The 18139-nt window shown below is 64.0% G+C and carries 20 protein-coding genes; 10 read left to right on the plus strand and 10 right to left on the minus strand.

Annotation, left to right across the window (positions count from 1 at the left end; genetic code table 11):
- Positions 1-6 precede the first annotated feature (6 nt).
- The 7 genes from YU9_RS0115765 to YU9_RS0115795 all read right to left on the minus strand — a co-directional run bounded on the left by YU9_RS0115765 (position 7) and on the right by YU9_RS0115795 (position 5466).
- The gene (locus tag YU9_RS0115765; RefSeq protein ID WP_027573712.1) at positions 7-1275 is read right to left on the minus strand and encodes an AAA family ATPase; all 1269 of its coding nucleotides are present in this window, start codon (positions 1273-1275) and stop codon (positions 7-9) included.
- On the minus strand, positions 1272-2006 hold the full coding sequence (locus tag YU9_RS0115770; protein ID WP_027573713.1) for a CpaD family pilus assembly protein: 735 nt from the start codon (positions 2004-2006) through the stop codon (positions 1272-1274). Before YU9_RS0115770 ends, YU9_RS0115765 begins: the two co-directional genes overlap by 4 nt.
- Positions 2007-2026: 20 nt before the next feature.
- Positions 2027-3502, minus strand: coding sequence for a type II and III secretion system protein family protein (locus YU9_RS0115775; protein ID WP_027573714.1), 1476 nt, complete (start codon positions 3500-3502; stop codon positions 2027-2029).
- Positions 3503-3513: 11 nt separating this feature from the next.
- Positions 3514-4311 (minus strand): Flp pilus assembly protein CpaB, encoded by a 798-nt coding sequence (cpaB, locus tag YU9_RS0115780; protein ID WP_027573715.1) that lies wholly within the window; start codon positions 4309-4311, stop codon positions 3514-3516.
- Positions 4312-4440: 129 nt separating this feature from the next.
- Positions 4441-4965 (minus strand): prepilin peptidase, encoded by a 525-nt coding sequence (locus YU9_RS0115785; RefSeq protein ID WP_027573716.1) that lies wholly within the window; start codon positions 4963-4965, stop codon positions 4441-4443.
- Between the two features lie 119 nt (positions 4966-5084).
- Positions 5085-5225, minus strand: coding sequence for a hypothetical protein (locus YU9_RS49030; RefSeq protein ID WP_167407110.1), 141 nt, complete (start codon positions 5223-5225; stop codon positions 5085-5087).
- 76 nt (positions 5226-5301) lie between these two features.
- The gene (locus YU9_RS0115795) at positions 5302-5466 is read right to left on the minus strand and encodes a Flp family type IVb pilin (RefSeq protein ID WP_027573717.1); all 165 of its coding nucleotides are present in this window, start codon (positions 5464-5466) and stop codon (positions 5302-5304) included.
- A 268-nt stretch (positions 5467-5734) separates the two neighbouring features.
- Between YU9_RS0115795 and YU9_RS0115800 the strand changes: the two genes are divergently transcribed.
- From YU9_RS0115800 to YU9_RS0115815, 4 genes are all read left to right on the plus strand, one after another.
- Positions 5735-6562 carry a sterol desaturase family protein gene (locus tag YU9_RS0115800; protein WP_027573718.1) on the plus strand — a complete coding sequence of 276 codons (828 nt, stop codon included), beginning with the start codon at positions 5735-5737 and terminating at the stop codon, positions 6560-6562.
- A 152-nt stretch (positions 6563-6714) separates the two neighbouring features.
- Positions 6715-7218 (plus strand): pilus assembly protein N-terminal domain-containing protein, encoded by a 504-nt coding sequence (locus YU9_RS0115805; RefSeq protein ID WP_027573719.1) that lies wholly within the window; start codon positions 6715-6717, stop codon positions 7216-7218.
- Between the two features lie 221 nt (positions 7219-7439).
- Positions 7440-8021, plus strand: coding sequence for a TadE/TadG family type IV pilus assembly protein (locus YU9_RS0115810; protein WP_027573720.1), 582 nt, complete (start codon positions 7440-7442; stop codon positions 8019-8021).
- A gap of 23 nt (positions 8022-8044) precedes the next feature.
- Positions 8045-8659: a TadE/TadG family type IV pilus assembly protein gene (locus tag YU9_RS0115815; protein ID WP_245266401.1), complete on the plus strand. Its 615-nt coding sequence runs from the start codon at positions 8045-8047 to the stop codon at positions 8657-8659.
- Between the two features lie 102 nt (positions 8660-8761).
- On the opposite strand, the gene YU9_RS0115820 is transcribed toward YU9_RS0115815, so the two are convergent.
- The 3 genes from YU9_RS0115820 to YU9_RS0115830 form a co-directional block, all read right to left on the minus strand.
- Positions 8762-8974 carry a cold-shock protein gene (locus tag YU9_RS0115820; RefSeq protein WP_027573722.1) on the minus strand — a complete coding sequence of 71 codons (213 nt, stop codon included), beginning with the start codon at positions 8972-8974 and terminating at the stop codon, positions 8762-8764.
- 262 nt (positions 8975-9236) lie between these two features.
- Positions 9237-9524 carry a translation initiation factor IF-1 gene (gene infA / locus YU9_RS0115825; protein WP_024340539.1) on the minus strand — a complete coding sequence of 96 codons (288 nt, stop codon included), beginning with the start codon at positions 9522-9524 and terminating at the stop codon, positions 9237-9239.
- Positions 9525-9547: 23 nt separating this feature from the next.
- The gene (locus YU9_RS0115830) at positions 9548-11107 is read right to left on the minus strand and encodes a DEAD/DEAH box helicase (protein WP_027573723.1); all 1560 of its coding nucleotides are present in this window, start codon (positions 11105-11107) and stop codon (positions 9548-9550) included.
- Positions 11108-11609: 502 nt separating this feature from the next.
- On the opposite strand from YU9_RS0115830, the gene urtA reads away from it, so the two are divergent.
- From urtA to YU9_RS0115860, 6 genes are all read left to right on the plus strand, one after another.
- Positions 11610-12938, plus strand: a complete 1329-nt coding sequence (urtA, locus tag YU9_RS0115835) for an urea ABC transporter substrate-binding protein (RefSeq protein ID WP_027573724.1) — start codon at positions 11610-11612, stop codon at positions 12936-12938.
- A gap of 85 nt (positions 12939-13023) precedes the next feature.
- Complete coding sequence (urtB, locus tag YU9_RS0115840; protein WP_027573725.1) at positions 13024-14631, plus strand: urea ABC transporter permease subunit UrtB; 1608 nt, start codon at positions 13024-13026, stop codon at positions 14629-14631.
- Positions 14628-15797 carry an urea ABC transporter permease subunit UrtC gene (gene urtC / locus YU9_RS0115845; protein WP_027573726.1) on the plus strand — a complete coding sequence of 390 codons (1170 nt, stop codon included), beginning with the start codon at positions 14628-14630 and terminating at the stop codon, positions 15795-15797. Before urtB ends, urtC begins: the two co-directional genes overlap by 4 nt.
- A 6-nt stretch (positions 15798-15803) precedes the next feature.
- On the plus strand, positions 15804-16565 hold the full coding sequence (urtD, locus tag YU9_RS0115850; RefSeq protein ID WP_027573727.1) for an urea ABC transporter ATP-binding protein UrtD: 762 nt from the start codon (positions 15804-15806) through the stop codon (positions 16563-16565).
- Between the two features lie 3 nt (positions 16566-16568).
- Positions 16569-17264 carry an urea ABC transporter ATP-binding subunit UrtE gene (gene urtE / locus YU9_RS0115855; protein ID WP_018646609.1) on the plus strand — a complete coding sequence of 232 codons (696 nt, stop codon included), beginning with the start codon at positions 16569-16571 and terminating at the stop codon, positions 17262-17264.
- A gap of 37 nt (positions 17265-17301) precedes the next feature.
- Positions 17302-18132 carry an urease accessory protein UreD gene (locus tag YU9_RS0115860; RefSeq protein ID WP_027573728.1) on the plus strand — a complete coding sequence of 277 codons (831 nt, stop codon included), beginning with the start codon at positions 17302-17304 and terminating at the stop codon, positions 18130-18132.
- Positions 18133-18139: the final 7 nt, after the last annotated feature.

The raw sequence follows: 18139 nt of genomic DNA on the forward strand, positions 1-18139 counted from the left end.
GGCGGCTTATCTTCCCCGCAACTTCTCAATCAGAGGTGAAAGCAGGGACGACTTTTGTTTCTTGGTCTCGCTGCGGCCGGTCAGGCGTTGGGCGATCTGCAGGAACATCTCGATCGACTTGTGATTGGCCGAGATCTCCGCGATCATCTGGCCGTTGTTGGCCGCCGAGCCGAAGATCTGCGGCTCGAACGGGATCGAGACGACCGGCTGGCTCTCGATCGCCTTGGCGAACTCAGCGGCGGCGATTTCGGGCCGTTTCGGCACGCCGACCTGGTTCAGGCAGTAGAGCGGCGGCCGGTCGTTGGGGCGCGCGGCCTTCAACAGATCGAACAGGTTCTTGGTATTGCGCAAATTGGCGAGGTCGGGCGCGGCCACGATCAGGATGTCGTCCGCTCCGATCAAGGCCCGTTTGGTCCAGCCCGACCATTGATGCGGAACGTCGAGCACGATGCAGGGCATGGTGGAGCGCAGCGTGTCGAACACGGCGTCGAAAGCGTCGGTGCCGAAATCATAGACCCGGTCGAGCGTCGCAGGCGCCGCCAGCAGGCTGAGATGGTCGGTGCATTTCGACAGCAGGCGGTCGATGAAAGCCGTGTCGACGCGGTCCGGCGAGAACACGGCGTCGGCAATGCCCTGCGGCGGATCCTGATTGTAGTCGAGCCCGGCGGTGCCGAAGGCGAGATCGAGGTCGGCGACGACGGCGTCCATCGCGAGGTCGCGCGCGATCGCCCAGGCGACATTGTGGGAGATGGTGGAAGCCCCGACGCCGCCCTTGGCGCCGACCACGGCGATGATGCGGCCGACCGCCTTGGCTTCCGGCGCCGAGAACAGGTTGCAGATCGAGCGCACGACGTCGATCGCGCCGGCCGGCGCGAGCACGTAATCGCTGACGCCGCGGCGAACCAGCTCGCGATAGAGCGTGACGTCGTTGATGCGGCCGATCACGACCACGCGGGTGCCGGCGTCGCAGACGGTGGCGAGCTGGTCGAGCCCGCCCAAGAGATCGCTGCGGCCGTCGCTCTCGAGCACGATCACATTCGGCGTGGGGGCCGAGCGGTAGGCCTCGATGGCGGCCGCCATGCCGCCCATTTGGATCTTCAGATGGGCCTTGCCGAGACGGCGGTCCTCGCCGGCCGACTGTACCGCGGCGGCAGTCTCCACGGTCTCGCAGAAGGCCTGGACCGAGACGCGCGGCGCGGGCGCAATATGCTCCTCGACCGGTGGAGGAGCTGCTGCCGGCTGCTCTTCTTGTGTCTGGCGCGCGTAGCTGATCATCTGCCGGTGTCGCTGAGTTTGGCCTTGTCGGCCTCGGGATAGGTGGTCGCCGTCGTCGTTCCCTTGCGATATTTCTCGAGACCGGTGATGCGCCGCGGCGTGTATGACGGGGTTTCGGGCCGCGGCTGCTCGAGGTCCGACGGATTGTCGACCATGGCCGCGAGGTTGCGCTGATAGGCGCAGCCGTAATTGTAGTAATCCTTGTTCTCGAACCACCGCTTGTTCTTCATCGAGGGGCCGATGTCCTCCGGCCACAGGCCGCAGGGACCGGCGACCGCCGCGATCTTGGAATAGGTGAGCCGGATCGGCGGCAGGAAACGCTTGTCTTCCGGCTGATACGGGTGAACGCTGACGCCGCGCGGCGGAACGCCTGCCGCCGTCAACATCGCCTGGATCTCACGCATCGTATCCGCGACCGGACGAGCATTGGGCGTATTGGACGGCACGTCGATGCGAATGGCGCCGGTGCCTTCGTGCAACCATGCCGATGCGACGCCCATCACGTCGGCGCGCTGGGCGGCGGTCAATCCACCGCGGGCATGGCCGACGAAGACGACGATCGAGCGGTTCTGCTCCTCGACCGCGATCGGATGGCGCTGCTTGTAATCGTCGGGAATGGAGGCCGTGACGACTTCGTCGTGCTGGCAGCCGCCGAGCACGAGCGCCATTCCGACGAGCGCGCCACCGAGGCGGGTGGCGCGTTTGCGAAGCTGGGGTGGTCTTGTGGTCATCGTGAAGTCCCCGTTCCGCCTCAGTCGGTGATGAAGCCGTAGGTGCCGCGGTAGTTCTTGGCCGGTTCGGTCCGTCCGGGCACGCCGTAGAGCCGGTTGATATTGCCGATCAGCTGGGCCTGCGGATCCGCAGGCGGGGCGAAGCCATCATCCGGCCGCGACAGATCCTTCGGTGCAACCGCGCGAACGACATAGGGCGTCACGATCACGACCAGCTCGGTCGCGTTGTTGACGAAGTCGCGGCTGCGGAACAGCGTGCCCAGGATCGGGAGCTGCATCAGTCCCGGCAATCCGCTGACCGCCTGCTTGGTCTGCTGCTGGATCAGGCCGGCCATCGCCATCGCGCCGCCGGAGGGAATTTCCAGCGAGGTCTCGGCGCGGCGGGTCCTGATCGAGGGCACCGTCAGCGAGTTCACCGAGGTCGGGGTCACCGCCTGCGACAGCGTGATCGCATTCTCGTTCGACAGCTCCGAAACCTCGGTCATCACCCGCAGGCTGATCTTGCCTTCGCTCAGCACAACGGGGGTGAAATTCAGCGAGATGCCGAACTTCTTGAAGCTGATCTGGGTGGTACAGACATGGGTGGTGGGGTCGCACGCATAGCCAGCCGGAACCGGGAATTCACCGCCGGCAATGAACGTTGCCGACTCGCCGGAGATCGCAGTCAGGTTCGGTTCGGCCAGCGTGCGGATCACGCCCGCGGTTTCCATCGCGCGCAGGGTGGCCTGCACCGACGGCGCGGCGCCGAACTTCGTGGTCAGGTTGTTGCCGTCCACGAGGTTCTTGCCGAGGGCCGTGAACGGATTGGAGTTGGAGAAGCTCACCACCGACGTGCCGTAGTTGAGGTTGGCGGTCAGGTCGATGCCGAGCTGCTTGATGATGCTGCGCTGGACTTCCGCCACCGTCACCTTGAGCATGATCTGGTCGCGGCCGCGCACCACGATCGAGTTCACCACCTTGTCGGCGCCGCCGGCCAGGCGCGCGGCGAGATCGTTGGCCTGCTGCGCTTCCATCGGGTTGGCGGCCGTGCCGGTCAGGACGATGCCATCGCCGAGGCCATCGATCTGGATGTCGGAATTGGGCAGGACCTGCTTCAGCGCGGCCCGTACGCCGTTGAGGTCGCGCTTGACCGCGATGTCATAGGCCGCAATCTGCTGACCGGCGGAATCGAAGAACACGATGTTGGTCTGGCCGACCGCGGCGCCGATGATATAGGCGCGCTGCGCCGAGCGGACCACCGCATTGGCGATCTTGGGATCGGCGACCAGCACGTCCTTGATGTCGCGCGGCAGGTCGATCACGATGGACTTGCCGACGCCGAGCGAGAGGAAGCGCGCGTTGATCTGGCCATCCGCAGCGGCCGGCGCCACGGGGCGGTAATCGGCAGCGACCACCGGGGCGATCGCCGGGTTGAGCGCCAGCGCGAGAGCGGCCGAAAACGACAGGGCGCGGACCAGTGAGGTTCGCATCGTCGCCGAATCTGCCCTGCATTTCATATCGACTGTCTTCATCGTGCCTTAGCCGTCTGACTTGGAATGCCGTAGCGAATGATCGAAACGCCCTCTCGCTTCTGCGCGGAGTCATCGAGCGTGATTTCACTCATCTTGACGTCAACGATACTGCGCAGCGCCAGCGACAGCGTGCCGCTCTGCCGCGCGGCGGAGAGCGTTGCGGTCTGCGCGGGACTGAGCTCGAGGGTGACGGTCTTACCGATCACCGCGTTCTGGCCGTCCTTCTCCTTGGGCGCCTGGTCGATGGCGAGGACGCGGATATTGGTGAGGATGATCTCGGAGGTGACGACGTCGGGGGCGCCGCTGCTCTGGTCCGGATTCTTCAACCGGCGCGTGAGCAGGACGTCGACGCGATCGTTGGGCAGGATGAAGCCGCCTGCGCCGGTCTCCGGCGAGATCTCGGTCGAGATCGCCCGCATCCCGGTGGGCAGGATTGCCGCCATGAAGCCGGAGCCTTCGGCCTTGACCAGCTTCTGGTCGCGGATCGGCTCACCCTGAATGAACGGAGCCCGCGCGATCGAACCGGCCACCTGGGTCGCACCATCGGGGCGCTCGTTGCGGCGGATGAAGGTGGTGCTGGCGGTCGCGGCCGGCCAGGTCTGCCATTGCACGTCTTCCGGCTTCACGGTCTGGCCGAGGCCGATGTCGTTCTTGGCCACGAGGACGTCGATGGTCGGCAGCTGCGCGACCGGAAGCGGAGGCGGCGCAGAATTGTCGGTACCGCTCGCCAGGTACGCGGCGACGCCGCCGGCGCAGATGGCGACCGTCAGGACGACAAGGCGTGCCCTATTCATACGCTTCAACTTTCCAACAATACGCCGCGACGCTGCCGCCGCCCTAATCGGCAGTTGACCAGCTATTCGTCAAAGCATGGTTAATGAGGCGTATCTAAATCGCCTTAACGCCGGGTTTACCCGATGCGTTCAGCGCAGTGCGAGGTGCGCGAGGTCGACCGCCTTCACCCATTCGGTCTCCGGGTAGACCATCAACGCGCTCAGCGCGAGCGCGATGCCGTAGGGAATGCCGCTCTCCTTGGCGTGCAGCCGCGCGAGCCAGGCCTGACCCGCCAGCCCGTAGGGCAGCGGCCATTGCCGGAACTGGAGCAGGAGCAGCGTCAGCGCGCCGCCGAACAGCGAGGCGTAGAGCAGGAAGTTCATCAGATGCGCAAAGCCGAACCAGAGCGCGACGGACGCCGCGACCTTGGCGTCGCCGCCGCCCACCCAGCCCATCGCAAAGCAGGTGAAAGCCACGACCAGCAGAAGCGCACCGGCGCCGACATGACTCAGCATCTCGTAAGGTGCCATGCCACCGGCGAGGGCGAGCACGAAGAAGCCGGCCACCAGCGCCAGCGACACGCGGTTCGAGATCGTCATCGTGAAGAGATCGCTCGCGGCGGCGAATGCCATCAGGGCCGGGAAGAGCAGAAGGCGCGCAAGGTCGAGGATCATGGGCTGCGTCTTGAGGCCTGGGTTTTCCGCGGGAGCTGGCGTCGCCGGATGCTAGCGCGCAGTGCTAAACAAACCGAAAACGGCGGCGGGGCGGGCGGCCAAGGCCGCCGAATGTGCCTTCACCAGAAGCTGGCAATGCGCGCGGCGAGCGCGACTGTCGCGAGCAGCAGCGCAAGGCAGATCCAATAGGCCGGCGAGCTGGCCTGCGCCGCCTCCGCCTCGTGCGCCGCGACTGCGGTATCGGTTCTGAACTTGTGCAACGCCACTGGAACTCGCCGTCTTCAGAAAAACAAACGCCCCGGAGATCCGGGGCTTTTGCCGTCGTTCGTCGGTCGCTTACTTCAGCGACGTGCTGATCGAGGTGAACTTGGTGTTCAGCGTGGTGCCGAGATTGTTGACGACGGTGATGATGGCTAGCGCGATGCCGGCGGCGATCAGACCGTATTCGATGGCGGTAGCGCCGGATTCATCCTTCGCGAAACGCGCAATCACGTTCTTCATGAACAAAACTCCGTCTAGGTGGGATCGCCTCGTTCGGCGCTGTCTTTGACGCGATGACCATGAGAGCCGAGCTCTTTCGGTAGAGTTAATTCGATCGGGTAAACCCATGCCCGGCGCGATGCTTTTGCCCAGAGTGAATTTCGCCTTAAGACGGCAGCTGCAATTCGTTTCGGTTCCGCATGCATCGGCAGCGCGGCGCCTGCTTCACTCTCCCTTAAATTTCGCGGAGTAGGCCTAAGCAATACTGGAATTCGCAAGAGAGGCGACGATGTCGAGCCTGCCCATGCAAGTCGCCCTGATGCTCGGCGAGACCATCGTGAAGGTGATCCCTGTCACCTTCGTGCTCGCGGCCGTCTTCACAGTGCTGGAGCATTTCTGGGCCTGCAATCCCGGCGCGCCGTGGTGGCGCAAGCGGGAGATCGTCACCGACATCTGCTACTGGTTCTTCGTGCCGGTGTTCGCCCGCACCATGCGGATCGGACTTCTGATCGTCGGCGCCAGCGCCGTCTTCAACATCCACGACGCCGACGAACTCATCGCCTTCTACGAGGATGGCCATGGTCCGCTGGCGCAGCTGCCTCTGTGGGTGCAAGCCCTGTTGTTCCTGGTGCTGTCCGATTTCATGCTGTACTGGCTGCACCGGCTTTTCCACGACGGCGGCTTCTGGAAGTACCATGCCATCCATCATTCGTCGGAAGAGATCGGGTGGATCTCCGCGGCCCGCTTCCATCCCGTCAATCTCTTGCTTGGGACGATCAGCGTCGACGTCGTGCTGCTGATGGCCGGTATCTCCCCGAACATCATGATCTGGGTCGGCCCGTTCACCACCTTTCATTCGGCCTTCGTGCACGCCAACCTGAACTGGACCTTCGGTCCGTTCAAATACGTACTGGCGACGCCGGTGTTCCACCGTTGGCACCACACTTCGCTCGAAGAGGGCGGCGACACCAATTTCGCCGGGACGTTCCCGATCTGGGACCTGCTGTTCGGCACCTTCCGCATGCCGGAGGGGAGACTGCCACAGGATTACGGCAAGGACGAAGCGACCATGCCGAAGGAGATTGGGGGCCAGCTCGCCTATCCGTTCCGCCATTAGGAGGGTAGCGGCCCGCAAATGCCCGTCCGTTCAAACAATAGTCGGCGAATTTGCGGAACGTTCACGAATTAGAGGCAGGTTGGCCGGGTCGGGCGCCGGCTCCGCCGTGTCGAGTCGCTTCTGCCGGTTTGTGACGTCCCGGGGGTAAGAGTATGCGTAAAGAATTGCTGCGCCGTCATGCGCGCGTCTGTCTTCTGGTTGCCGCCGCGGTGCTGGCATGGCCGGCCGCTGGCCTTGCCGAGCCCACCGCCGACATCATTGCCGTCAATGTCGACCAGGCCAAGCTGGTACGGCTGCCCGGCAAGGTGGCGACCATCGTGGTCGGCAATCCCCTGATCGCCGACGTCACGCTCCAGCCGGGCGGCATGATCGTCGTGACCGGGAAGGGCTACGGGGCCACCAACTTCATCGCGCTCGACCGGGGCGGCGAGATTCTGGTCGACCGCCAGATCCAGGTTGAAGGTCCGAGCGACCGGCTCGTCACCGTCTATCGCGGGATCGAGCGCGAGTCCTACAGCTGCGTACCGCTTTGCCAGCGTCGCGTGACGCTCGGCGACAGCGATACCTACTTCAACAACACGATGAGTCAGGCCGGCTCGCTGAGCAGCAGTGCCAGCGGCGGTGGCGGTGCCGGCGCGGCCGCGAAACCCAACTAGCCGACCGGCGGGTCTGCCGGAGCGGCATCCCGCCAGGCTGCTTGCGGAATCGGGGGCGGCGTCTCTCCGCGCGCCGTGTTTCCATGTGCTTCGGGGGCGCATCTGGTTAACGCATTCCTAACGGCGCGGTCCGCCGGACGCGGATCGCCTGAAACACTTAGACAATCAGTTTCCGCTATTGAACGGGCAGATGATCGCCCGTTGCTGGGGAATTTGACGAGATGCCATCGCCTGCACCTACGAGATTCACGCTCCGGAAAGCGCTGGCCCGGTTTCGCGGCAACCGCCGCGGCTCCGCAGCCGTCGAGTTTGCGCTGGTCGCACCGATGTTCTTCGGGTTGCTATTCGCCATCATCGAGACGGCACTGATGTTCTTCTCGGGCCAGGTGCTCGAGACCGTCGCGCAGGACTCCGCGCGCGCGATTCTGACCGGCCAGGCGCAGGCACAGGGCGGCTCGGTGGCGGCCTGCCAGACCACGCCCAACACGGTCTCTGCATGCGATCAGACGTCGTTCAAGACCTATGTCTGCAGTAAAATCCCGGCGCTGTTCGATTGCAGCAAGCTTTACATCGACGTTGTCAGCACCAGCTCCTTCGGGACGCTCAGCCTCACCAACTATGGTGATTCCTGCAATTTCAACCCAACCGGCATGCAGTACAGTGCCGGGACCTCCGGCCAGGTCGTCGTGGTGCGCCTGTTCTATCAGTGGCCGCTCATCGTCACCGGCCTCGGCTACAACATGGGATGCAGCAACAAGCGGCTGATGGTGGCGACAGCGGCGTTCAAGAACGAACCCTTCTGAGGCAGATGGATCTGAGCGGATCGATGCAGGCGATTGCGAATATCTGGAGGAATGCACGTCGCTCGGTGCGCGACTTCGTCGCGGACAAGCGCGCGCTCGCGGCGACCGAATTTGCGGTCATCGTACCGCTGATGTTGGTCATGTTTTTCGGCACCGTCGAATTTTCGTCCGCCGTGGCGATCGATCGCAAAGTCACGCTGATCGCGCGGACGCTGTCCGATTTGACGTCGCAGTCGACGACGCTCGCCGATGCCGACATGAAGAACACGTTCACGGCAAGCATTTCGGTCATCATGCCTTACGACGCTACGCTCGTGAAAGGCACGATTTCCCAGATCTACATCGACGCCAACAGTATCGCCACGGTCCAGTGGAGCAAGGCCGGCACCATTGCGAGCGGCGCGACGCAAGCCACTCTGGCGACCTCGACTCGGAAAGCCGGCGATAAGGTCACCGCGATGATTCCCCCGACGCTGTTGATCCCGTCGAGCTATCTCATACTGAGCGAAGCCAACTACACTTACACGCCGACCGTCGGTTACGTGTTGAAGTCGAGCATAACGCTGAGCGATCTCTCCTACACGCGGCCGCGCCAAGTCACCTGCGTGCCCTACAACGGCGTACCATCGACGTGTTGAAATTTGCGAGCCGACCCTGAAATGAAAAAGGCCGTGCGTGACGCACGGCCTTTTGTTTGCTCTGCCTCGCTCGAGCCGATCGGGGCCACGGGCCCGGCGGGCTCAGCTCGCAGCGCGGAGGTTGTCCGCCGCCGACTTGCCGGAGCGGCGGTCGGCCACGATCTCGTAGGAGATTTTCTGGCCTTCGCGCAGCGAGCCGAGACCGGCGCGCTCCACGGCGCTGATGTGAACGAACACGTCTTGGCCGCCGTCGTCGGGCTGAATGAAGCCATAGCCCTTGGTTGCGTTAAACCACTTCACGGTTCCCATGCTCACGGGGGTAGTCCCTTCTCAGATAACACAGTGTCAGAGCCCGCTTGCGCGGGCAGGTTAGATCGAATTTCTGGAAGGGTCGTCAGCGTGTCTGAACCGGCTGTACCGGTGGATGCTAATGTCGTCCGGCCGAAAATCGATTAATTCATTTTATCGAAAACAGGGGTCCGAAACAATCCGGACACGCACGATTTTTTGATCCGCCGTGAGTCAACGGCGGATCAACATACAGGTCGGAATTTTATCCCGCGCCCCAGCGGCCGACTTAGCGGCGGCGGAACTGGCCGCCGCGCTGTCCGGGCCGGGGCGGTCCGCCCGCCGTGCTGGGACGTTCGTCCTTGTGGCGGAAAATCAGCCGGCCCTTCTCAAGGTCATAGGGCGACATCTCCACCGTCACGCGGTCGCCCGCGAGCGTCTTGATGCGGTTCTTCTTCATCTTGCCGGCGGTATAGGCAACGATCTCGTGTCCGGCGTCGAGCTGCACGCGGTAGCGGGCGTCGGGGAGGATTTCGGTGACCAGTCCTTCGAACTGGATCAGCTCTTCCTTAGCCATGAATTTCTCCAGGTCGTGGACGGCTAGTGCGAATAGGGTTTGCGGTTCGGTTGGCTGTTTGGCCGACTCTCGCGGCGCAAAAAGGCAACGCCTTGTATCCCATCAGGCGTCCCGGCGCTATGCGCGGAACGGTGTTCCGGACGTTCGAGAGGCGATGAATGCATCTTACCACCGGAGCGGCGGCGGCGAGAACCCTTCGAGGCATTCGGGCCGCTGCCGGGCCGCCCGTCGGCATGCCTCGCCTCGGCGTGCCGACCTTCACCGTGCCTGCCGTCGCCCTGCTTGCCGGCGCTATGGTGGCGCCCGTCGGCGTGCCGTTCGTCGGCACGCCGCCCGTCACCATGCCGTGCGCCTTGCGGGCGCTGGCCGGGGCGGCCGCCCGGCCTGCCCTGTCGTTGCTGCGACGGGGCGGGCCCGGCATCGCGGCGGCCGGCGTCGGTGCGGTGGTCCTCCCGCGGCAGCGCCACGCGGATCAGCCGCTCGATGTCACGGAGATAGCTGAGCTCCTCTCCGCCCGCAACGAGCGAGATCGCGGTGCCGTCGGCGCCGGCGCGCGCGGTGCGGCCGATGCGGTGGACGTAAGTTTCCGGCACGTTGGGCAGATCGAAATTGATCACGTGGCTGATGCCGTCGACGTCGATGCCGCGGGCGGCGATGTCGGTGGCGACCAGGGTGCTGATCTCGCCCGAGCGGAACTGAGCGAGCGTACGTTCGCGGTGATTCTGCGATTTGTTGCCGTGGATGGCGTTGGCGGCGATGCCGGCCTTGGCCAGCGTCTTCACCACCTTGTCGGCACCGTGCTTGGTGCGGGTGAAGACCAGCGCGCGGTTGATCGCCTCGTCCTGCAACAGCTTGGTCAGGAAGGCGGGCTTGGCCGTGAAGTCGACCTGCAGGATGCGCTGGTTGATCCGCTCGGCGGTCGAGGACACCGGGGTCACCGCGACGCGGGCGGGATCACGCAGCATGGAATCCGCGAGCTCGGCGATGTCCTTCGGCATGGTGGCCGAGAAGAACAGCGTCTGCCGTTTGATCGGCAGCTTGGCGACGATTTTGCGGATGTCGTTGATGAAGCCCATGTCGAGCATGCGGTCCGCCTCGTCGAGTACGAGGAATTCAACACTCGAAAGCTTCAATCCGTTGCTCTGCACGAGGTCGAGCAGGCGGCCGGGGGTGGCGACCAGCACGTCGACGCCCTGCATCAGGGCACGGACCTGGCGGCCCATCGGAACGCCGCCGATGGCCAGCGTCGAGGACAGGCGGATGTGGCGGCCATAGGCGTTGAAGCTGTCGAGGATCTGGCCGGACAGTTCGCGGGTCGGCGACAGCACCAGCACGCGGGCGGTCTTGGGCTGAGGCTTGATGCGGTTCTCGAGCAGACGGTGCAGGATCGGCAGCGCGAAGGACGCGGTCTTGCCGGTGCCGGTCTGGGCGATGCCGACGACGTCGCGGCCGGTCAGCGCCAGCGGGATGGTCTGGGCCTGGATCGGGGTCGGGGTGACGTAGTTTTCTTCTTTGAGGGCGCGGGAAATGGGATCGGCCAGGCCGAAGTCCTGAAAGGAAGTCAAAAGAGGGGTTCTTTCCATGTCAAAAGCGGGCGCCCACGCTGGTTCCGCGTGGCGCGCGCAAAGGTGTCGAGAAGACACCTGCGTGTTTGGGGTGTCGGATGGCTTGGGTGGCTATGGGGCAAGCCAGAGGCCCGGAGGGGCTTAAGAACACGCGGCTCGCTACGACCCTTGATTCGCAAGAGGTCTCCTCCGCTCATATGGAACATCGAACGGGCGCTTTCAAGGCAAGTCGGCCTCAAACGGCGGTTGCGGTGCAGAAATAGTTATGCCGGAAATTTAGCCAGATTTGGCAATTTGCTCAGAAAATAACCTGCCTGCCGCTTTCGCATACATTTATGTTGTCTATAATTTAGGCGACTTAGCTGCGGCGAAACTTCGATTTCTGACAATTATGTCAGCAGAATCAATAAGTTGATAGGTGCTCAGGCCATGGCATGGTTCTTGCGATTCCATTAATCGCAGGCGGCCGTGGGGCCGTTTCGCAGCGTTTTCACGTCTGCGTCAGGGAGATGAGACACTCATGTTTAGCAAATCCACTCACGATATAGCGGCGTCATTTAGCCGCCGCGGCGTGCTCGCCGCGACCGCCGGACTGTTGCTTGGTCTGGCTTCATTGACTGGCGCGAAGGCCGCGGACGACACCATCAAGGTCGGCGTGCTCCACTCCCTGTCCGGCACCATGGCGATCAGTGAAACCACGCTGAAGGACACCATCCTCTTCCTGATCGACGAGCAGAACAAGAAGGGCGGCGTGCTTGGCAAGAAGCTGGAAGCCGTCGTCGTCGACCCCGCGTCGAACTGGCCGTTGTTCGCCGAAAAGGCGCGCGAGCTGATCACCAAGGACAAGGTCTCGGTGGTGTTCGGCTGCTGGACCTCGGTGTCGCGCAAGTCGGTGCTGCCGGTGTTCAAGGAGCTGAACAACATCCTGTTCTACCCCGTGCAGTACGAGGGCGAAGAAAGCGAGCGCAACGTGTTCTACACGGGTGCTGCGCCGAACCAGCAGGCGATCCCCGCCGTCGACTATCTGATGAAGGAAGAGAAGGTGAAGCGCTGGGTGCTCGCGGGCACTGACTACGTCTATCCACGCACCACCAACAAGATCCTGGAAGCCTATCTGAAGTCGAAGGGTGTCGCCCAGGAAGACATCATGATCAACTACACGCCGTTCGGTCACTCCGACTGGCAGACGATCGTGGCCGACATCAAGAAGTTCGGCTCGGCCGGCAAGAAGACCGCGGTAGTCTCGACCATCAACGGCGACGCCAACGTTCCTTTCTACAAGGAGCTCGGCAACCAGGGCATCAAGGCGAAGGACATCCCGGTCGTGGCGTTCTCGGTGGGTGAGGAAGAGCTCGCCGGCATCGACACCAAGCCGCTGGTCGGCCATCTCGCCGCCTGGAACTACTTCCAGTCGATCAAGACAAAGGACGGATCGAACGAGAAGTTCATCAAGGACTGGCAGGCGTACACCAAGAACCCGAAGCGCGTGACCAATGACCCCATGGAAGCGCACGTGATCGGCTTCGCCATGTGGGTGAAAGCGGTCGAAAAGGTGAAGTCGACCGATCCGGACAAGGTGATCGACGCGCTGCCCGGCATCGAGGCGCCGAACCTGACCGGTGGCGTGTCGAAGATGCTGCCGAACCACCACATCACCAAGCCGGTGTTCATCGGCGAGATCAAGGGCAACGGCCAGTTCGACGTGGTCTGGAAGACCCCGGGCCTCGTCGCGGGCGATGCCTGGTCGAAGGAGCTTGACGGCTCCAAGGACCTGATCGGCGACTGGGTCGGCAAGAAGTGCGGCAACTTCAACACCAAGACCAACAAGTGCCTCGGTTCGGGCTCCTGATCCGGATCTGACACTCCAATTGCACGACTGGAGAGGGCGGCGATCCCGCCGCCTTCTCCTCTCATTTCTGCCGGGGTCATTCACAGTGCCAGCCCATTTGTCTGCCCGTCTCTGCTCGCTTGCACTCGCGCTGTTTCTGATCGCGTTCGCGCTACCGGCCTTCGCCGGTCCGTTCGAGGATGCGGTCGCCAAATTCGCCAATGACGATTTTTCCGACACGGAAGAGGCGATCGGCGTGGTCGCGGGCAGCGGCAACAAGCTGGCTTTCCCCATCATCAGCGCGCTCCAGGACGGCCGCCTCATGGCCGATCCTGATAGCAAGAAGGTTTACGTCACCGGCGCCGACGGCAAGTCGATCGACGCTGCGACCGGCGAGGCCGTCGCCAGCGTTCCCGACAGTGCGAGCGCGGTTCGCCTCAACAACCGCCTGCGCCGCAGCGTCGACGCCGCGCTCGGCAGCCTGACGCTGCAGTCGCCGGATGTCGGAACGCGCCTGCAGGCTGCGCAGTCCGTCTTCAAATCGCATGAGGAGACCGCGCTCGAGGCGGTCGAGGCCGCGCTCGCCAAGGAAAGCAACAGATCCGTCAAGGCCGCGCTCGGTGAGGCCCGCGCCGCGATCCTGCTGTTCAAGTCCGATGCAACGGAGGTCGAGAAGCTCGAGGCCGTCGCCACCCTCAAGGCGCGCGGCGATCAGGAGGCGCTGGCGCTGCTCACCGGCATGGGCGATCAGCCAGCGTCGGTGACCAAGGCCGCGGCGAGCGCGATCGGATCGATCCAGAACTCACTCGCGGTCTGGTCCATGGTGCAGAACGCCTGGTACGGCCTCTCGCTCGGCTCGGTGCTGCTGCTCGCCGCGATCGGGCTCGCCATCACCTTCGGCGTGATGGGCGTCATCAACATGGCCCATGGCGAGATGGTGATGTTAGGGGCCTACACCACCTTCGTGGTGCAGGAGGTGATCCGCAGCCGCTATCCCGGCCTGTTCGACTATTCGCTGCTGATCGCCGTACCGCTCGCCTTCCTCGTCGCCGGCGCCATCGGCGTGCTGATCGAGCGCAGCATCATCCGTTTCCTCTACGGCCGGCCGCTGGAAACGCTGCTGGCGACCTGGGGTCTGTCGCTGGTGTTGCAGCAGGCGGTGCGCACCATGTTCGGCCCGACCAACCGCGAGGTCGGTAACCCATCCTGGATGAGCGGCGCGTTCGAGCTTGGCCAGATCACCATCACCTATAACCGGCTCTGGATCCTTCTCTTCACGCTCGCGGTGTTCGCGATCCTGCTCGCGATGCTGCGCTACACCGCACTGGGCCTCGAGATGCGCGCCGTGACGCAGAACCGCCGCATGGCGGCCTCGATGGGCATCGCCACCTCGCGCGTCGACGCGCTCACCTTCGGCCTCGGCTCGGGCATTGCCGGCATCGCCGGGGTGGCGCTGTCGCAGATCGACAATGTCAGCCCCAATCTCGGCCAGAGCTACATCATCGACAGCTTCATGGTCGTGGTGTTCGGCGGGGTCGGCAATCTCTGGGGCACCCTCGTTGGCGCCTTCACGCTCGGCATTGCCAACAAGTTCCTGGAACCGGTCGCCGGCGCCGTACTCGGCAAGATCGCGATTCTGGTTCTGATCATCCTGTTCATTCAAAAGCGGCCGCGCGGCCTGTTCGCGCTCAAGGGCCGTGCGGTGGAAGCATGACCCCTCACATGCTGACGCGATCGCTCGACCGCAGCGCGACGATCTTCCTCGCCGTCGTTGCGGCCTGCGGCATCCTCATCCCGCTTTCCAACCTGCTGCTGCCCGTGGGATCGTTCCTGCAGGTGCCGACCTATCTCGTTGCGCTCTGGGGCAAATATGTCTGCTACGCGATCCTGGCGCTCGCGATCGACCTGATCTGGGGCTATTGCGGCATCCTCTCGCTCGGCCACGGCGCGTTCTTCGCGCTCGGCGGCTATGCCATGGGCATGTACCTGATGCGGCAGATCGGCACCCGCGGCGTCTATGGCAATCCGATCCTGCCTGATTTCATGGTGTTCCTGAACTGGCAGAAGCTGCCCTGGTACTGGTACGGCTTCGACATGTTCTGGTTTGCCGCGCTGATGGTGCTGGTCGTGCCCGGCCTGCTCGCCTTCTGCTTCGGCTGGCTCGCCTTCCGCTCCCGCGTCACCGGCGTGTATCTGTCGATCATCACGCAGGCGATGACCTACGCGCTGCTGCTCGCCTTCTTCCGCAACGATTTCGGCTTCGGCGGCAACAACGGTCTGACCGACTTCAAGGACATTCTGGGCTTCAACGTGCAGGCGGAGGGCACCCGTGCCGCGCTGTTCGCGCTGAGCTGCCTGGCGCTGATCATAGGTTTCCTGATCTGCCGCGCCATCGTCTCGTCCAAGCTCGGCAAGGTGCTGATCGCCGTGCGTGACGCGGAATCGCGCACGCGCTTCCTCGGCTACCGCGTCGAGTCCTACAAGCTGTTCGTGTTCACGGTGTCGGCCTGCATGGCCGGTGTCGCCGGCGCGCTCTATGTGCCGCAGGTCGGCATCATTAATCCGAGCGAGTTCGCTCCGGGCAATTCGATCGAGGCGGTGATCTGGGTCGCGGTCGGCGGCCGCGGCACGCTGGTCGGCGCCGCGCTCGGCGCCGTCGTCGTCAACTACGCGAAGACGTTCTTCACCTCGGGCGTGCTGGCACCGTACTGGCTGTTCATGCTGGGCGCGCTGTTCATCCTGGTGACGCTGCTGCTGCCGAAGGGCATCGTCGGCACCTTCAACGCCTGGTGGGATTCGTCGAAGGAAAAACGCACTGCGACTTCCGTGAGCGCCGCGGCTGAAGACGGCGTCACCGAACCCAAGATGATGGCGGAGTAAGCGGTCATGAACGTCATGGACACCCGCGCAACGTCCGCGATGCTCTATCTCGACGGCGTGCACGTCTCCTTCGACGGCTTCCACGCCATCAACAATTTGTCGCTGACGCTCGAGCCCGGCGAGATGCGCGCCATTATCGGCCCGAACGGCGCCGGCAAGACCACGATGATGGATATCATCACCGGCAAGACCAAGCCCGACGAGGGCACGGTGCTGTTCGACGGCGTCACCGACCTGACGCGCCTCGACGAGACCCGCATCGCCGAGCTCGGCATCGGCCGCAAGTTCCAGAAGCCGACCGTGTTCGAGAGCCAGACCGTGCAGGACAACCTCCTGCTCGCGCTCAATGTCGATCACTCGGTGCGCGGCACGCTGTTCTGGCGCGGCAGCAAGGCGGAGTCCGAGCGTATCGACAAGGTGCTGGAGACGATCCGCCTCACCGAGGCCCGCAACCGCCTCGCCGGCAGCCTCAGCCATGGCCAGAAGCAATGGCTCGAGATCGGCATGCTGCTGGCGCAGGATCCAAAACTGCTGCTGGTCGACGAGCCCGTTGCGGGGATGACCGACGTCGAGACGCACCTGACCGCCGAGCTGCTGAAAGAGATCAACAGGACCCATACCGTGATGGTTGTCGAGCACGACATGACCTTTGTGCGCGAGCTCGGCGTCAAGGTCACCTGCCTGCACGAGGGCACGGTGCTCGCGGAAGGAACCATCGACCAGGTCTCGTCCAACGAGCGGGTCATCGAAGTCTATCTGGGACGCTGAGCGATGCTTGAGGTCAAGGACATCAACCTGTTCTACGGCGCGGCGCAGGCGCTGCGCGGCGTCTCGATTTCGGCCGAGCCCGGCAAGGTGACTTGCGTGCTCGGGCGCAACGGTGTGGGCAAGACCTCGCTGCTGCGCGCCATGGTCGGACAATATCCGATCTCCTCGGGCGCGATCGTGTTCGATGGCAGCGATATCACGGGTCTGAAGCCCTATGAGCGCGCGCGCAAGGGTATTGGCTTCGTGCCGCAGGGCCGGGAGATATTTCCGCTGCTGACGGTCGAGGAGAACCTCAAGACCGGCTTCGGCCCGCTCAAGCGCGAGGACAAGCACATTCCGGACGACGTGTTCTCGCTGTTTCCGGTGCTGCAATCCATGCTCGGCCGGCGCGGCGGCGACCTCTCCGGCGGCCAGCAGCAGCAGCTCGCGATCGGCCGCGCGCTGGTGATGCGGCCAAAACTCCTCCTGCTCGACGAGCCGACCGAGGGCATCCAGCCCTCGATCATCAAGGACATCGGCCGCGCCATCTCGTACCTGCGCAATCTCGGCAACATCGCCATCGTGCTGGTCGAACAATATCTCGACTTTGCCTGCGAACTCGGCGACAGTTTCGCGGTGATGGATCGCGGCGCGGTGAAATTCACCTGCGACCGTTCCAACCTCGACGCGAGCGAGATCAGCCGCCAGATGGCGCTGTAAGCCGGAAAAGACCTGCCGCGACCGGCTGGGGAGACGGATGCGCAGCGAACTGTCGGCCACGTCCACGCTATTCGAAGCCAACCGCGCCCGTGGCACGGTGCGCTTCGACGTGCATGCGCGCGATGGCGTGACGCGGCGCGGCGGCTTGCATGAATCCGGCTCGCTCCGCGTCCGCTTTCCTTCGCCGGAAGATCAGGGCTTGTCCGGCGTGTTCGTGAACACGGCCGGCGGAGTCGCCGGCGGCGATCGCTTCGACATCGAGATATCGGCGGCGGACAGCGCGCGATTGACGATGACCACGGCGGCGGCCGAAAAGGTCTATCGTACGCCGGGCCCGGCGGCGCAGCTCAATATCGCCCTGAAGGTCGGCGCAGGCGCGCATTTGTCCTGGCTTCCGCAGGAGACGATTCTGTTCGACCGCGCCCGCGTGCAGCGCCGCTTCGACATCGCGCTCGACGAGGCGGCCTCGCTTCTGCTTTGCGAGATTGTCGTATTCGGCCGTACCGCCATGGGCGAGCGGATGGAGCATGGCGAATTCGTGGACCGTTGGCGGATGCGCCGCGGCGGCAAGCTGGTGTTCGCAGAAACCGTTAGGCTGGAAGGCGACATCGGCGCCAAGCTCGCGCGATCCGCGATCGCCAAAGGTGGTGCGGCGATCGGCACGGCCCTGATCGTGCCCGGCGATGAGACATTGATCGAGCGCATCAGGGAGGCGTCGCAGCCTTTCTCCGGCGAGGTCGGGATATCCGCCTGGAATGGCTTTGCAATGGCGCGGTTCTGTGCCCAAGATGCGGCGCGCTTGCGCGCCGACATGATGGCCGTGCTGGCGAGCACCGGTGCCGCCTTGCCGCGGCTCTGGCTGAATTGACCGGCTG

The organism is Bradyrhizobium sp. WSM1743, assembly GCF_000473065.1.
GTDB lineage: Bacteria > Pseudomonadota > Alphaproteobacteria > Rhizobiales > Xanthobacteraceae > Bradyrhizobium.

What these genes read in the sequence shown, in the direction of transcription:
- YU9_RS0115765 (WP_027573712.1), bottom strand. Translation starts at nt 1,275, where the DNA reads ATGATCAGCTACGCGCGCCAGACACAAGAAGAGCAGCCGGCAGCAGCT.
- YU9_RS0115770 (WP_027573713.1), bottom strand. Translation starts at nt 2,006, where the DNA reads ATGACCACAAGACCACCCCAGCTTCGCAAACGCGCCACCCGCCTCGGT.
- YU9_RS0115775 (WP_027573714.1), bottom strand. Translation starts at nt 3,502, where the DNA reads ATGAAATGCAGGGCAGATTCGGCGACGATGCGAACCTCACTGGTCCGC.
- cpaB (WP_027573715.1), bottom strand. Translation starts at nt 4,311, where the DNA reads ATGAATAGGGCACGCCTTGTCGTCCTGACGGTCGCCATCTGCGCCGGC.
- YU9_RS0115785 (WP_027573716.1), bottom strand. Translation starts at nt 4,965, where the DNA reads ATGATCCTCGACCTTGCGCGCCTTCTGCTCTTCCCGGCCCTGATGGCA.
- YU9_RS0115795 (WP_027573717.1), bottom strand. Translation starts at nt 5,466, where the DNA reads ATGAAGAACGTGATTGCGCGTTTCGCGAAGGATGAATCCGGCGCTACC.
- YU9_RS0115800 (WP_027573718.1), top strand. Translation starts at nt 5,735, where the DNA reads ATGTCGAGCCTGCCCATGCAAGTCGCCCTGATGCTCGGCGAGACCATC.
- YU9_RS0115805 (WP_027573719.1), top strand. Translation starts at nt 6,715, where the DNA reads ATGCGTAAAGAATTGCTGCGCCGTCATGCGCGCGTCTGTCTTCTGGTT.
- YU9_RS0115810 (WP_027573720.1), top strand. Translation starts at nt 7,440, where the DNA reads ATGCCATCGCCTGCACCTACGAGATTCACGCTCCGGAAAGCGCTGGCC.
- YU9_RS0115815 (WP_245266401.1), top strand. Translation starts at nt 8,045, where the DNA reads ATGCAGGCGATTGCGAATATCTGGAGGAATGCACGTCGCTCGGTGCGC.
- infA (WP_024340539.1), bottom strand. Translation starts at nt 9,524, where the DNA reads ATGGCTAAGGAAGAGCTGATCCAGTTCGAAGGACTGGTCACCGAAATC.
- YU9_RS0115830 (WP_027573723.1), bottom strand. Translation starts at nt 11,107, where the DNA reads ATGGAAAGAACCCCTCTTTTGACTTCCTTTCAGGACTTCGGCCTGGCC.
- urtA (WP_027573724.1), top strand. Translation starts at nt 11,610, where the DNA reads ATGTTTAGCAAATCCACTCACGATATAGCGGCGTCATTTAGCCGCCGC.
- urtC (WP_027573726.1), top strand. Translation starts at nt 14,628, where the DNA reads ATGACCCCTCACATGCTGACGCGATCGCTCGACCGCAGCGCGACGATC.
- urtD (WP_027573727.1), top strand. Translation starts at nt 15,804, where the DNA reads ATGAACGTCATGGACACCCGCGCAACGTCCGCGATGCTCTATCTCGAC.
- urtE (WP_018646609.1), top strand. Translation starts at nt 16,569, where the DNA reads ATGCTTGAGGTCAAGGACATCAACCTGTTCTACGGCGCGGCGCAGGCG.
- YU9_RS0115860 (WP_027573728.1), top strand. Translation starts at nt 17,302, where the DNA reads ATGCGCAGCGAACTGTCGGCCACGTCCACGCTATTCGAAGCCAACCGC.